Origin of the sequence: Ureibacillus thermophilus (assembly GCF_004331915.1) — a bacterium.
In the GTDB taxonomy this organism is placed as follows: Bacteria; Bacillota; Bacilli; order Bacillales_A; family Planococcaceae; genus Ureibacillus; species Ureibacillus thermophilus.
On record NZ_CP036528.1, the window covers coordinates 2,465,402 to 2,479,155 of the forward strand.

The 13,754-nt window shown below is 38.4% G+C and carries 13 protein-coding genes; 1 reads left to right on the forward strand and 12 read right to left on the reverse strand.

Going from position 1 to position 13,754, the window contains the following annotated elements:
* Nucleotides 1–45: 45 nt before the first annotated feature.
* The 8 genes from DKZ56_RS12215 to DKZ56_RS12250 all read right to left on the reverse strand — a co-directional run bounded on the left by DKZ56_RS12215 (nt 46) and on the right by DKZ56_RS12250 (nt 9,187).
* Nucleotides 46–471, reverse strand: a complete 426-nt coding sequence (locus tag DKZ56_RS12215; protein ID WP_208650246.1) for a YtxH domain-containing protein — start codon at nt 469–471, stop codon at nt 46–48.
* 15 nt (nt 472–486) lie between these two features.
* A complete protein-coding gene (locus DKZ56_RS12220; protein WP_208650247.1) occupies nt 487–942 on the reverse strand; it encodes a DUF948 domain-containing protein in 456 nt (151 codons plus the stop codon).
* Nucleotides 943–1,080: 138 nt separating this feature from the next.
* The gene (gene murC, locus DKZ56_RS12225; RefSeq protein ID WP_208650248.1) at nt 1,081–2,388 is read right to left on the reverse strand and encodes a UDP-N-acetylmuramate--L-alanine ligase; all 1,308 of its coding nucleotides are present in this window, start codon (nt 2,386–2,388) and stop codon (nt 1,081–1,083) included.
* A 163-nt stretch (nt 2,389–2,551) separates the two neighbouring features.
* The gene (locus DKZ56_RS12230) at nt 2,552–5,506 is read right to left on the reverse strand and encodes a DNA translocase FtsK (RefSeq protein ID WP_208650249.1); all 2,955 of its coding nucleotides are present in this window, start codon (nt 5,504–5,506) and stop codon (nt 2,552–2,554) included.
* Nucleotides 5,507–5,736: 230 nt separating this feature from the next.
* Entirely contained in the window at nt 5,737–6,354 is a 618-nt protein-coding gene (ytpR, locus tag DKZ56_RS12235; RefSeq protein WP_208650250.1) for a YtpR family tRNA-binding protein, read from the reverse strand.
* Nucleotides 6,355–6,369: 15 nt separating this feature from the next.
* Entirely contained in the window at nt 6,370–7,161 is a 792-nt protein-coding gene (locus DKZ56_RS12240) for a DUF1444 domain-containing protein (RefSeq protein WP_425471027.1), read from the reverse strand.
* Between the two features lie 111 nt (nt 7,162–7,272).
* Complete coding sequence (locus tag DKZ56_RS12245) at nt 7,273–7,788, reverse strand: LptM family lipoprotein (RefSeq protein WP_208650252.1); 516 nt, start codon at nt 7,786–7,788, stop codon at nt 7,273–7,275.
* 322 nt (nt 7,789–8,110) lie between these two features.
* Nucleotides 8,111–9,187: a M42 family metallopeptidase gene (locus tag DKZ56_RS12250; RefSeq protein WP_208650253.1), complete on the reverse strand. Its 1,077-nt coding sequence runs from the start codon at nt 9,185–9,187 to the stop codon at nt 8,111–8,113.
* Nucleotides 9,188–9,415: 228 nt separating this feature from the next.
* Here DKZ56_RS12250 and DKZ56_RS12255 point away from each other — a divergent pair, with 228 nt between their 5' ends.
* Entirely contained in the window at nt 9,416–9,730 is a 315-nt protein-coding gene (locus DKZ56_RS12255; RefSeq protein WP_208650254.1) for a hypothetical protein, read from the forward strand.
* 313 nt (nt 9,731–10,043) lie between these two features.
* On the opposite strand, the gene DKZ56_RS12260 is transcribed toward DKZ56_RS12255, so the two are convergent.
* The 4 genes from DKZ56_RS12260 to dat form a co-directional block, all read right to left on the reverse strand.
* On the reverse strand, nt 10,044–10,913 hold the full coding sequence (locus tag DKZ56_RS12260; protein ID WP_208650255.1) for a YtnP family quorum-quenching lactonase: 870 nt from the start codon (nt 10,911–10,913) through the stop codon (nt 10,044–10,046).
* A gap of 80 nt (nt 10,914–10,993) precedes the next feature.
* Entirely contained in the window at nt 10,994–11,641 is a 648-nt protein-coding gene (gene trmB, locus DKZ56_RS12265) for a tRNA (guanosine(46)-N7)-methyltransferase TrmB (RefSeq protein ID WP_208650256.1), read from the reverse strand.
* A 95-nt stretch (nt 11,642–11,736) separates the two neighbouring features.
* Entirely contained in the window at nt 11,737–12,732 is a 996-nt protein-coding gene (locus DKZ56_RS12270; RefSeq protein WP_208650257.1) for a nuclease-related domain-containing protein, read from the reverse strand.
* Nucleotides 12,733–12,891: 159 nt separating this feature from the next.
* Nucleotides 12,892–13,743, reverse strand: coding sequence for a D-amino-acid transaminase (gene dat, locus DKZ56_RS12275; RefSeq protein WP_208650258.1), 852 nt, complete (start codon nt 13,741–13,743; stop codon nt 12,892–12,894).
* Nucleotides 13,744–13,754: the final 11 nt, after the last annotated feature.

The window sequence follows — 13,754 nt, forward strand, 5'->3', positions numbered from 1 at the left end:
CTTAAAATGACTTTTCAGACGCCCCCCTTTGCTCTTTTTAATCTATCAGATTGAGGATGGACGAGCTACTTCCGAAATATCTTCCCCTTCATAAGCATCCTCATAAGAAACGGTACCATCGTCGATAACTTGAGGAGATTTTTCTTTCTTGCTTTTCACTTTTTCTACTAAATTGGATGACTGCTCTTTAATTTGGCTTGAAAGCTGAACTGTTTTTTCTTTTGCCGTAGATGTTAGAACAAGCCCTTTTTGTCGGATTTGGCTAGCTTGATATACAACATCGCTTCTTAAATCTTTTCCCGTCTTTGGAGCAAGCAACAAACCGACTGCAGCGCCGACGATTCCTCCGACCAGTGCACCAATCACAAAATCTTTCATATTAATTGTTTCCTCCCCGCTCATTTCGTGAACAACAGCTTCTTGTGTCAATGTTTCTTTCACTTCATTGAAATTTGTTTTTTCTCCCGTCATTTTGCTTCCCCCTCATTACTTTTTCTTGCGCTCATCCACCGCTTCAATGACATCTTGCTGCGCTTTTCGTTGTTTCCAGCGTTCTGCGATGTCCATCACCACATTGCTCCATTGAACAACTTGGGCAATTTTTTCTTCGTTTTTATCAACTTCTTTCGAAATGGAATCTGTAATTTTATTAATGGAATTGTTTAAATTGTTGATGGAAACACCTATATTTTTAACCGCATCCACTACAGTGTTGAGTTTCTCGGATTTTTCTGCAATATCAGCAGCTAAAGTATTAGTTTTTTCCAATAGATGAGTTGTTTCACGAGTGATTCCTTCCATTTGCTTTTCTATTCCTGCAGCTGTTCCTGCAATGCTTTTTAAGATGCCTTTTAAAGAAAATAATGTGGCACCGATGCTAATGCAAAGCACTAGAAAAGCGATTGCTGCAACGAGCGCTGAAATATATAATATCACTTCCATGTAGAAGACCTCCTAGTATGTTAGGTTGTGTAATAGTATTCGACAAAATTTTTAAAATTCCTTCTTGTGTTAAAAAAAGGAGCCGTTGTTCGCTCCTTTTTTATCCATATTGAAATATTTTGACACATTTCAAACAGGTTATGCACCCATTTTCAACACGGTTTCAAATGCTTTTTGGAATTTATTCACATCTCCTGCCCCCATAAATAGAAAAACAGCATCATGATGTTTCTTCAATTTTTCCACCGTATCTGTATGAAGGATTTCGCTTCCATCAATCAATGCTCTTAAATCTTCAATTGTCAGCTTGCCATTTTTTTCGCGGGCGGAACTGAAAATTTCACATAAATAAACCGCATCAGCCAATTTCAAACTGTCTGCAAACTGCTCTAAAAAAGCTTCTGTTCTGCTGAATGTGTGAGGCTGGAAGATTGCCACGATTTCACGGTCAGGATATTTTTGTCTTGCAGATTGAATCGTTGCAATAATTTCGGTTGGATGATGGGCATAATCATCAACAAGAACATTATTGCCAATTTTCGTTTCTGTAAAACGTCTTTTTACACCATGAAACGTTTTCAACCGTTCTTTCATCATCTCTACAGGAACACCTTCATAGTGGCATAAGGCAATCACAGCTAACGAATTCAAAATCGCATGATCTCCAAAAAGCGGTATGAAAAACCGATCGAAATATTCATTGCGGATATATACTTCAAAACTGGATCCTTCTGTTGTTTTTTCAATATTTTTTGCAATAAAATCGTTGCGTTCGCCAAATCCGTAATAAATCACTGGTACAGTGGCTTTGATTTTTTGCAGATTTTCATCGTCGCCGCATGCGATGACGGCCTTTTTCACTTGCATCGCCAAGTCTTGGAATGCTGAAAATACATCTTCAATATCTGCAAAATAATCTGGGTGATCAAAATCGATATTCGTCATGATTGCATAATCTGGATGATAGGCAAGGAAGTGTCTTCGATATTCACAAGCCTCCAAAACGAAATACGCTGCACCTTTTTTTCCTAATCCGGTACCGTCGCCAATTAAGTAAGAAGTCGGCTTATAACCTCCAATTGTATGGCTCATTATGCCGGTTGTCGTTGTTTTTCCGTGAGCGCCCGTAATGGCAATCGAAGTAAATTTCTTTATATATTCCCCTAAAAATTTATGATAACGAATGACTTCAACGCCTAGTTCCTTTGCTCGAACAATTTCCGGATGAGTATCAGGAAACGCATTCCCTGCGATGACCGTCATTCCTGGCTGGATATTGTCAGGATCAAATTTTAAAATTTTAATATTTCTTTCTCTTAAAGGCTGTTCGGTAAAGTAATATGTCTCCACATCTGAACCTTGCACTGTTTCACCGGAGTCAAATAATATTTGAGCAAGGGAACTCATTCCCGAACCTTTAATGCCTGTAAAATGATAAATTGTCATATTCAAAAACCTCCCAGGGTTAAACCCTAATGAATAAATATTAACTTTATGTCTAGTTTATACATTTTTAGTAAATCAAAAACCTATACCATTATAGCACGGTTTTTTTTATTCGTTCGAAAAAAATGAGGGGGCTAGCCCCTCTAAATTTCAGTAATAACAATCAATCGAATAGTTCCGCCAAGTCCGATTCGGTGATGTATACTTCCCTCGGTTTGCTGCCTTTTTGCTCTGATACAAAACCATAGCTCTCGAGCATTTCGATTAATCGTGCAGCCCGATTGTAGCCGATATGGTACTTTCTTTGAATTAAAGAAGTGGATGCAGCGCCTTGCTCGTACACAAAGCGGCAAACATCTTCAAACAATTCATCCTGCTCTTCCACCATTTCCACTTTTTTTAAGAGTTCCTCTTGCTCAAAGAAATAATCAGGCTCTCCCTGCTTTTTGACGTGTTCAATGATTTCCTCAATCTCTTCATCCGTTACATAAGTGCCTTGCAAGCGGATGGGGTCGCTCATTCCGTTTCCTAAATAAAGCATATCGCCTCTGCCAAGCAATCGTTCTGCCCCTTGGCTATCCAAGATGGTACGGGAATCAATCTGAGAAGATACAGAAAAGGCAATGCGCGTCGGAATATTTGATTTAATTAAACCGGTAATGACGTCAACGGATGGGCGCTGTGTAGCTAAGATTAAATGAATGCCGCAAGCCCTCGCCTTTTGGGCAATCCGGCAAATGGATTCTTCCACGTCATGTGGAGCCATCATCATTAAATCAGCCAATTCATCAATAACGATTAATATATAAGGCAGTTTTAAACGTTCATTTCCATTTTGTTCTGCCAGTTTATTATACCGCGGCAAATCTCTGACACCGGCATTCGCAAACAATTGATATCTCCGCTCCATTTCATCCACCGCCCACTTCAAAGCAGCAGTAGCCGCTTTTACATCGGTAATCACCGGGCTGACAAGGTGCGGAATATGATTATACGGCGCCAGTTCCACCACTTTTGGGTCAATGAGCATCAATCGCAATTCACTAGGCTCAGCCTTTAACAGAAGACTCACTAAAATGGAGTTAATGCACACCGATTTTCCGGATCCGGTAGCCCCTGCAATCAATCCATGGGGCATTTTGCGCAAATCAATTGTAATCGGCGTCCCTGTTAAATCTAATCCTAAGGCTGCCTCTAATGGCGAATCAGAATTTAAAAACGGTTCGCTATTGACTACTTCCGATAATCGAACTGGCCGGGAAATGCGATTAGGAATCTCAATCCCAATCGTGTTTTTCCCCGGAATCGGCGCCTGAATGCGAATATCTTTTGCAGCCAAAGCCAGCTTCAAGTCATCAGCCAGGTTGCGAATTTTACTTACTTTCGTTCCATGGCCCACAGTAATTTCAAACTGTGTGACAGCAGGGCCTTGCATGATAGACTCTACATTTGCACTAACTTGAAAATAGGATAAAGTTTCTACCAGTTTTTCCGCCTGGCTCTCCATCCATTCCCGATCTTCCGTTGATGTTTCCGGCGGCATTAAAATGCTTAATGGCGGTTTCGTGTATGAAGATTTAGTCTTTTTCTCCGATTGGAAAAGCGTTACATCGTCGGCTGCTTCATTCTCCTTTTTTTCATTGGTCAAAGATGAATTTTCCATAGGTTTTTGTTGATGTTCCTCATTTATCGGCTGGCTTTGTTGTTCGTTTTTTTCTTTTTCAGCCATTTGGGACTGCAATCGTTTTGCCAGCTTTTCTTTATCCGACTTTAACATAATCACGTTAAATGGAATTGGCTTTTTCTTCTTTTCTTTGATTGGCTGCGCTTCGTTGGATGAAGCTCCCTCATCGGATAATCCAGCAGTCTGTTCATTCGCTTCAATATTTTCTGTTGAAAAGCTGCCCAATTGTTCCTCTAAAATGCTTTCTTCAAAAGACTCGCCGTTCTCTTTTTCATTTTCTAATTCCGTCATCTGCTCGTTGGCTTGAGCATCTATACTTTCTTCTTTCAACGGATTTTCTGCTGTGCTAACAAAAAATTCCTTTTCTTCTACGGGTTCATTTTGAAGAAGGGTTCTTTGCTCTTCCTGAATGTCCTTTGCTTCAAGGCTATGCGCTTCTTCCTGCGCTATTTGCAACAAATCATCCACATTAGTTGACTCACTGGCGTTGTTGTGGGTTTCAATACTTTCCTGAAGATCAGCCTTTTTGGTTGAATCAAAATTTGCAATTTCAGAAACTGCTTCTTTTGTGTTTGGATCTGACGCTTCATCAAGCGGTTCCGCCAAAATCGGAACCCTTTCTAAATTTTCTTTAGCAGCTTCTTCTACAGGAGAAGATGATCTAGCTGCACTTTGTTGTTCTTCTATCGTAATAGACAGGCTTTCTTTCGTATGGTGAAGGATTTGTTCCACTTCTTCCTTCACTTTCTCAATTTGTTTATCCAGTTCTTCTACTACACGTGTACTTGGACCTTTTTCAATGGTTGCTGAAATTTCTTCTGTCTGAGTTGATAAAGACTCATTTTCATTCTCAACTTTCTGTTCAGTTGTCTTTTCTTTTGTCTGAAACACTCCATTAATTGGTTGTCTTTTTTGAAAACCATAGACCGGTGAAGGTACATCGGACGGAATAAATCTTCTTCGGTTTGTCGGCAGCTGCACTTTTTCTTTTTCAATTGGCTTTTCTTTCTGTATTCGTATCGGTTCACCCGTTATTTCTTTTTCCACTAATCGTTTACTGTGCTTTGGAATCGATTTAGTATGGACTACTTTTGTTGTTTTTTTCTTGTTCTGTATGCGCATTTCTAATAGTTCATGAATTCGGGAAACTTCCACATCATAAACTAGCGAATTTTTTAATTGTTGGGAATCCGGCAGTAAGTTTAAATGATGATTTGTCCCTGGTGATAGATTTGTTTGTTCTTTATTTGTCGGTTGCAATTCTTCATCGGGAATAAGCGGAAATCGAAATTTTGGCTGTTGCTCCTTTATATAAATCTGTTCCGGAATCGGTTCTTTTTCCGGCATTGTTTCTTCTAATACAACATCTTCATAATCTTCTTCCACATCATCTAGAAAAAACCATTTGTTCAATGTTTTCTTGAGCCATTTCATTGGTCATCACTCTTTCTAACATTTACCTCTCTATTATTATATGACAATGTCCTATGCTGAAACTACAATGATTATAGATTTACGTCTTTCATATATGTATTCTTGTGCAAAATCATGCATTGGATTTCATATGTTCTAAAAGAATAACATAAATGGTATTGCAAAATCTTTACAAACCACTAACAATACATTAAAAAAGGCTAGGACGTCTATGTCCTAACCATTTTTAATTATAATTCGGAAGGAATTTGGAAAGGAGATCCAACTTCAGCATCATCATCTAATACTAAAATTCCTTTTTCTTGAGGGGCATTTGGAATAGCCAACTCTCTTGCTGAACAAATCATGCCGTAAGAATCCACGCCTCTAAGTTGAGAAGGTTTAATCACCATTCCAGATGGCATCACTGCTCCAATTTTCGCAACAACTACTTTTTGGCCCGCATCGACATTTGGCGCACCGCAGACGATTTGCAGCACTTCATCGCCCACATTTACTTTACATACGCTTAATTTGTCTGCATTCGGATGTTTTTCCTTTTCTTCGACGTAACCGACAACAAATTTCGGCGAAAAATCCACATCAAGGGATAATTCGACGCCATTTTCTTTTAATGCCCCTTGGATTTTTTCAACAAGCTCTTCAGTTACTTCTACGTTGCCGCTCACATCTATTGCTACATATTTGCTTGCATGAAATAAATTAAATCCTTTTACTTCACCAGTCGTTTTTTCTTTAATTAAAGCAACATCTCTCACTCGTTCCACTTCAACGGCCATCACATCTTCAGTCGTTAATTGAACGAGTAGTACATCTCCAACATGTTCTTTATTGTATGCTACTATCATGAATTCGTCTCCCTTTCATCGATTTTTTGCTAATATAAAGATCGGCGTTAGTTCCCCATTTTCATAGATAAAGGATAAAGATGTAATCGGCACACGCCCAATGGAAAAGAAGTGCATCGTCATTTTAGCCAACACATCATAGCCGGTTTCATTTCGAATGTCTCCGATAATAAGAACATCTTGATGGGGAACGGAAATCGCCATATCTCCTTTAATTTTTTCTTTCATTTCTTTTAAAAATCCATCATTCAATATGCGGCTTGCATCATAGCCATCGTTTTCATTGACAAAATAATAAATATTTCCTGCCACTTCATCTTTTTTCACGTTTGTTGACAACTGTTTAACGGAAAATCGGGCAACTTCCCGTATTTGTTCGGCTGTGGCATTCAGTTTTGGAAGCATGGATTCATCAATCAACCGATAAGTAGCGCCTAAATCCAGTGCATAAAAAATGCGGGTTTCTGCCGTATGATCTGTCGTTATAAAAGCATGGCCATCTTTGGATTTCAATGGGAAAGAGGTAGAACGAATTACCGGAAAGATTTTTTCCAAGCTGTAAATTGCTTCTGTTTGTTCTTTCTCCATTGCGTTGAAGGTTTGTTCAATTGTATATACAACCTCTTCTATTGCCTGCTCTTTTCTTTCATTGTATTTTGCTAGAACTCCTGGAAGTTGGATTTCCATGCCTTTTTGAAGAGTTTTATGGTCTAAACGCAATGTATCATCTTTGCGGTTATAGGAGAAATCAAATTTATCCGTACCTAATCGTTTTTTTAATTCTTCCACAAGCTGTTCTGGTTTCACTTTCATCACTTCCTTATACACACAAATAAACGGCTCACCACCGTGAACCGTTATATTCCTTTGTTTTCATTGTATCAGAAGTGATGTCCATTCGTCGAAGAAATGAACCGTTTAATGGATTACTTCGACAGATCGGGCAATCCGCATCATTTCTTCCAATTTATTATCTATCTTTCGGTCGTTTGAGATCGTAGAAACTTTGACACCACCGCTGCTTGCGACCAATTCAAATTGATTTTCCCCATGTTCCAGCACCATTGTAAATCCAAAAATGCCATCCAATTCCAACGGTTGTTCTTTTACAATTGCCTTTGACATATTTTTTTTCAATAATTCATAGTGAAGCTTGCTATCTTCTTTTTCATTCACATTGACGAATAAAATATACTTGTCTTTTCCTTTTGTTAAAACGTAGTTATTTACATCATCGGTATCTTGAATTTTATAACCGGATGGCAAATAAAGCTCAATTTGCCCCATTTTTTTATTTGCTTCTTTTGGCGATTCTTCAAATACGGTTTGACTACTAGCTACACCCATATTGATTTGCTCTTCCACAGATTTCCCGCAGCCGGATAATCCAAAAAGCAAAAGGGCGCTAATGGTTAAGAACAACCATTTTTTCATTTATAGTTCACTTCCTTTACCAAACTTTATTTTAGTCTTAGTTCAAACAGCGTGCAATCTAAAAATTTAGTGGAAAGGAAGCAAAACCGATTATCATTTCTGATTTTGCGCAAAGCGGAGCAAGTTCAAGGAAGTAAATTCAAAGCTTTCCTGCAACGAGCCCTCTCAAGAGACCACGAGGAGCAAAGGAATGACTCCGAGGAAAGCGTCCCCGAAACGGAAATTAATTTTAATAACATATCAAAAAACATCATTTTCTCTTTGGAGAAAGTGATGTTTTTTTTGATTTGTCCCAGCCTTATTTTCACCCATTTCCATTCAATTATGGATTTTGGAGAATTGTATCTACCGTTGTACGATCGAATTTGCGGACTAACGCAACAAGCAATTCTTTTGCGGCAAGATAATCATCTACATGCATAATGGAGGCTGATGTATGAATATAACGAGAACAAATGCCAATGACCGCACTTGGAATGCCGCCATTCATCGTATGGACTCTTCCAGCATCGGTGCCGCCGTTAGAAACGAAATATTGATACGGAATATGGTTTGATTCTGCCGTATCTAAAATAAAATCTCTCAATGTCCGGTGGGTTACCATTGTCGGGTCGAAAATGCGGAGGAGCACCCCTTTACCCAATTGGCCAAATTCATTGCGGTCTCCTGTCATATCATTGGCAGCAGATGCATCCAATGCAAAAAATATATCCGGCTGAATCATATGGGCAGATACTTGAGCGCCGCGAAGTCCAACTTCTTCCATCACATTGGCCCCGGAATAAATGTGGCTTTTCACTTTTTCATCTTTTATTTCTTTTAATAGTTCAATAGCCAGTCCACATCCATAACGATTATCCCAAGCCTTTGCCATAATTTTTTTTGGATTTGCCATCACTGTAAATGGACAAACAGGGATAATCGACTGCCCAGGACGAATTCCCATTTGCATGGCATCTTCTTTGCTTTCTGCCCCAACATCAATCAGCATATCTTTTATATCCACCGGTTTTTTCCGCTGTTCTTCTGTCAATAAATGCGGAGGAGTGGATGCAATCACACCTGGAATTTCCCGCTCATTTGTATAAACCATCACCCGCTGCGCCGGCAAAACTTGCGGATTCCAGCCGCCTAACGTTTGAAAGCGAATCATGCCGTTATCTGTAATGCTTGTGACCATAAACGCCACTTCATCCATATGGCCTGCAACCAAAATTTTTGGCGCATTCTCCTCTTCTGACTTGCGCACTCCAAAAATGCCGCCTAAATTGTCTTGTACAATTTCATCCGCATATTTTTTCAGTTCTTTTCGCATAAATGCCCTTACCTGATGTTCATTGCCAGGCGCTCCTGGAAGTTCTGTCAATGTTTTAAATAATTGCAAAGTTTCTTCATTCACTATGGAACACTCCTTCATCTGCTACTTGCTTTATTTTAGCATAATTCAAAAATGTTGGTACTTCTTAAGAAGGACAAAAAGATTTAACTATTTTACGCTAGGAAATAAAAAGGAAAATCCAAGTATTTTATAGAAATGAGTATATAATCGGGAAAATATTTTATCCTGCTTTCAGAAGACTTTAAAAAGAAATTAATGGTACAATGGTTTTTGAGGAGGGAATTGGAAATGAATTTACGTGATTTTATGTTAGGAGTAACAACAGGATTAGCGGCAGCAGTTATTATAAAAGAAGCTTCAGAACGCATTCAGCCTTATATGAATCCAAATCAGATTTTGGAAAACATTAAAGAAGAATTCCGAAAAGAAAGCCCAATTGATGGTTCATGGATTTATATGAAACCAGAATCTTTCCATAACGGCATTACAACCGTTCCTGTTTATAGAGGCGGAATTTCAAGAGTCGTTGATGGTCAAGTGGAAAACTTCGAATTTGCTGCAGATGCCCGCTCCGGCGTGATCGTGGAATTACACAAAGTGTAAGAGGTTGGGACAAATCTAAAAAAAACATCATTTTCTCCAAAGAGAAAATGATGTTTTTTTAGATTTGTTATTAAAAATTGATTTCCGTTCCGGGGACGCTTTCCGCAGGCCCTCCTCGGAGTCATTCCTTCGTTCCTCGTGGTCTCTTGAGAGGGCTCGTCGCAGGAAAGTTTTGAATTTACTTCCTTTCTTTGCGACTAAACGTGCGAGACAGGAACTCGCCCCGTCACGCCAATCCATTTTTCGTTAGTTCAATTTTTTATCAAAACCCTTTCAGCTACCTCTATCATTTTTTGTTTATGTCCCAGCCTCTTTATTTTACCGGAATTGAAATTTTTGCTTCTTTTCCCCGCTTCAAGGAATCGATGATTTCTTTGCCGTTTTCATCCCACTGAACCATGCGGTAGTAGGCATCATGATAAAAGATAAATTTATAGCCGCCTGCATAGGCTTCTTTTAAAATTTTCTCTTTTGCAAAAATGCTTGTCATTGGATAGTCGTCATATGCCATTACCCATAAAGGATTTTGATGGGCATGGGTTGGCATTAGATCTGCCATGTGAATGAGAGTCTCGCCCTTTTGTTTTAATAGGATGATGGCATGTCCATCACTGTGGCCGCCTGTATGAATCATTTCAATACCTGGGACAATTTCAATAGAGTCTTTGAAAGTAACTACTTGGTCTTGAATCGGCTCCCAATTTTCCACCCAGTATGTAGCCTTTGAGCGAATATTTGGATTGCGCATTTCATCCCATTCAATTTGAGTCACATAAATATTAGCATTTGGAAAAGTGGAGACTAATTTGTCCCCCTCATATTTCGTTAATCCACTGGCATGATCAAAATGCATATGGGTCATTAATACCCCATCAATATCGCTTGTTGTTAATCCGAGTTTTTGCAAGCTTTCATCCAGATTAGAAAGCTCCGTTACCCCATAATTGCGAATTTGCTTTTCATTTAATTTATTGCCAATGCCGCTGTCAATCAAATAATTTCTTCCATTGTACTGAATCAAAATCGGTTCACAAGATAATTCGATTTGATTCTTTTCATTGGCTGGGTATTTCCGCGACCATAATGGTTTTGGTACAACTCCAAACATCGCACCCCCATCTAGACCAGTCACTCCGCCGTCTAGCCATGTTAATGTCATATCGTGAAATTGTAATTGATCCATTATTTCTCCCCCCTAAATATATATCTATATCAATTGAAACTTCTCCCTTCTGAAGGGAAGAGTTTCAATGAATAGCACCCTTATTTCTTTGGAAATTTTGCTTCTAAACGGTAAATTGGCTGTCCCATTGCTGAGAACTTTTCTTCATATTCTGTTCGGATATTATCTTCCGGTTCATTGGCATGCAAATCTAAAGAAACGTATTGGAGCACCATGCCATATTGGGACATGGAAACCAATGAATATTCAAAAAGCCCGCGATTATCCGTTTTAAAGTGGATTTCCCCTTCATCCACTAAAATCGATTCATAAATTTTTAAAAATCTCTCATGAGTAAGTCTCCGTTTGGCATGGCGCTTTTTCGGCCACGGATCGGAGAAATTTAAATAAATGCGTTGAACTTCGTTTTTTTTGAAAAACTTCTCTAATTCTTCTGCATTGATTTTTAATAATCTTAAGTTTGGAGGTGACCCCGCTTCCAACGCTTTTTCCAATGCTTTTACGATGACTTTATCATATAATTCGATTCCAATGTAATTAATTTCTGGATTTGCTTGAGCCATGCCAACAATAAACTGGCCTTTGCCCGATCCGACTTCGATATGAAGAGGATGATTATTTCCAAAAAGTTCATTCCATTTTCCTTTATAATTTTCTGGATTTTGGATGATTATTTCAGGATGTTGTTCAATAAATTCCTTAGCCCAAGGTTTATTTCTCATTCTCACGATAATACCCTACTTTCTATGTTGTTCATTTCTTTTAGTTTGTTTCAGTATGTAATGAATGATGATGAAAGGAAAATTTATTTCCCTATGTTTGTTTAATCTGCCTGATTTTCGTTTAATTGCTGCTGAATTTGCGCTTCCCAAAGCGAACGGCTAAAAGCAACCGTATCCACATTGCTAATAATGGCTTGTGCCGCTTCTAGTTGATTTTTTTTAATGGGCGAAGGCGCATACTTTAAATGCTTTAACCAATCAGAATATCTTCGCCGATCAATCAACTGAATGTTAAATAACGACATCGATTGCGGAAAAAAGCCATTGCGTGAAAGCAATATTTTTCGAATGGGGAATTCTACTTGATGATTTTTGAAAATCTGTGCGACAATCGCTTCCATCCGGTTCAATTGAATGATAGGATTTAAAATTTTCTCATTTCGCTTTCCGATTTTTTTTGTCCAAAATCGGTCGCCATCAGCCACATATACGGCATCTTCTTCCTGCTCCAAAAGAGTGATGCACAAACAGTCGGTTGGCGTTAAAATGATGACGTCCAATTCAATCGGAGCTTTTTTAATTTTGATAATCGGATAGTAAAATACTAAATAATTATCAGGCAACTGTTGTAGAACCGTTCTTAAAAAAGTGTCTCTATAGAAACGTGAATCAATATATGATTTTTCTAATAACGTAGAACTCGCCCATTTCAATTGAAAATGAAAAAATTGATCAAGAAACATTCGTTTCAATTCATCCAGACTTTCAGGATGATACACAATATTTGGCTCAAAGGATAAAATCGTTTCCGACTCAAATTGCCCATCCATTGCTTCATGGGACACATCAACGGATTCAATATCCTCTTCTTCTTCCGCAACACGTTTTTTATGCAGCCATTTTTTGAGGAAGTTGAAGCGTTTTGGTTCTTCTTCCTCCTCAATATGTTTCCAAACAATCGGTTCTTCCCCTGTCATCCATTGATGTTTCACTTTTTCCCATTGTGTTCTTTTCAAACGAACAAATTGGGTTGGGTATCTAGTTAAATCGATTTGATATCTTGAAATATAGTCTTGCAATTTTATTAGTTGAGCCATTAAAATCTCTCCTACTAACTCTCTTCCATCCATTTTACATGACGGAATAAAAAATTCATAGTAACCCCTTCTGATGAAGCATTAAAATTTCCCACTAAAAAAGTACCCTCTAATAAAGAGGATACTTCATTCATAAAGATTCACTCTATCCAGCAATAATCAAATATGAAGGGCTTTCGGAATTTTTGTTTCAAATTGTTGCTGTAATTTTCGTGTCCATTCTCCTACTTTTCCATCGTTGATAAACTTGCCATCGATTTCAATGACAGGGGTAATTTCTGATGTTGTACTTGTGACAAATAATTCATCCATTTTCAATGCCTCATAAGTTGTAAATGGAATTTCTTTTACCGGCATATTAATTTCTTCTGCGCAAGCAATCACCACATCCCGAGTAATACCTTTTAAAATTAAGTTGTTTGCAGGATGCGTATATAAAATGCCGTCTTTAATGCCAAAAACATTTGTTGAAGCCCCTTCTGTCACTGTGTTATGGCGATGGAGAATCGCTTCATAGCAGCCTTTTTCATGGGCTTCTTGTTTTGCAAGAACTGCTCCAAGCAAATTCAAAGTTTTAATGTCGCAGCGCAGCCAGCGAATATCTTCCACAAAAGTTGCTTTTACGCCCTTTTCAAGATTCTCCATTGGTCGTGGATTTTCCCGCGTATATCCAATTAAAACCGGCTTCACATCGCCTTCAGGAAATTGATGGGCTCTTGGAGCAACGCCGCGAGAAACTTGAAAATAGATAATCCCTGTGCCTAATCCGTTCTTTTCCACTAACTCTTTTAGCAGTTGATGAAGTTTTTCTTTTGAATACGGAATAGACATGCGGATTTTTTCTGCCGAAGCATACAAACGATCTATATGTTCGTTAATCGTGAACATTTCACCGTTATAGACTTTCACAACTTCATAGATTCCATCGCCAAACTGATAGCCTCTGTCTTCTTTATCAATAATTACTTCATCATCTTTTACAATTTTGTCATTCCATAACGTAAATCCCATTTTCCCACTTC

Coding starts and splice junctions, on each gene's coding strand:
- DKZ56_RS12220 (WP_208650247.1), bottom strand. CDS start 942: ATGGAAGTGATATTATATATTTCAGCGCTCGTTGCAGCAATCGCTTTT.
- dat (WP_208650258.1), bottom strand. CDS start 13,743: ATGGGATTTACGTTATGGAATGACAAAATTGTAAAAGATGATGAAGTA.
- DKZ56_RS12230 (WP_208650249.1), bottom strand. CDS start 5,506: ATGAAATGGCTCAAGAAAACATTGAACAAATGGTTTTTTCTAGATGAT.
- DKZ56_RS12270 (WP_208650257.1), bottom strand. CDS start 12,732: ATGGCTCAACTAATAAAATTGCAAGACTATATTTCAAGATATCAAATC.
- DKZ56_RS12215 (WP_208650246.1), bottom strand. CDS start 471: ATGACGGGAGAAAAAACAAATTTCAATGAAGTGAAAGAAACATTGACA.
- DKZ56_RS12255 (WP_208650254.1), top strand. CDS start 9,416: ATGAATTTACGTGATTTTATGTTAGGAGTAACAACAGGATTAGCGGCA.
- ytpR (WP_208650250.1), bottom strand. CDS start 6,354: ATGATAGTAGCATACAATAAAGAACATGTTGGAGATGTACTACTCGTT.
- DKZ56_RS12245 (WP_208650252.1), bottom strand. CDS start 7,788: ATGAAAAAATGGTTGTTCTTAACCATTAGCGCCCTTTTGCTTTTTGGA.
- murC (WP_208650248.1), bottom strand. CDS start 2,388: ATGACAATTTATCATTTTACAGGCATTAAAGGTTCGGGAATGAGTTCC.
- DKZ56_RS12260 (WP_208650255.1), bottom strand. CDS start 10,913: ATGGATCAATTACAATTTCACGATATGACATTAACATGGCTAGACGGC.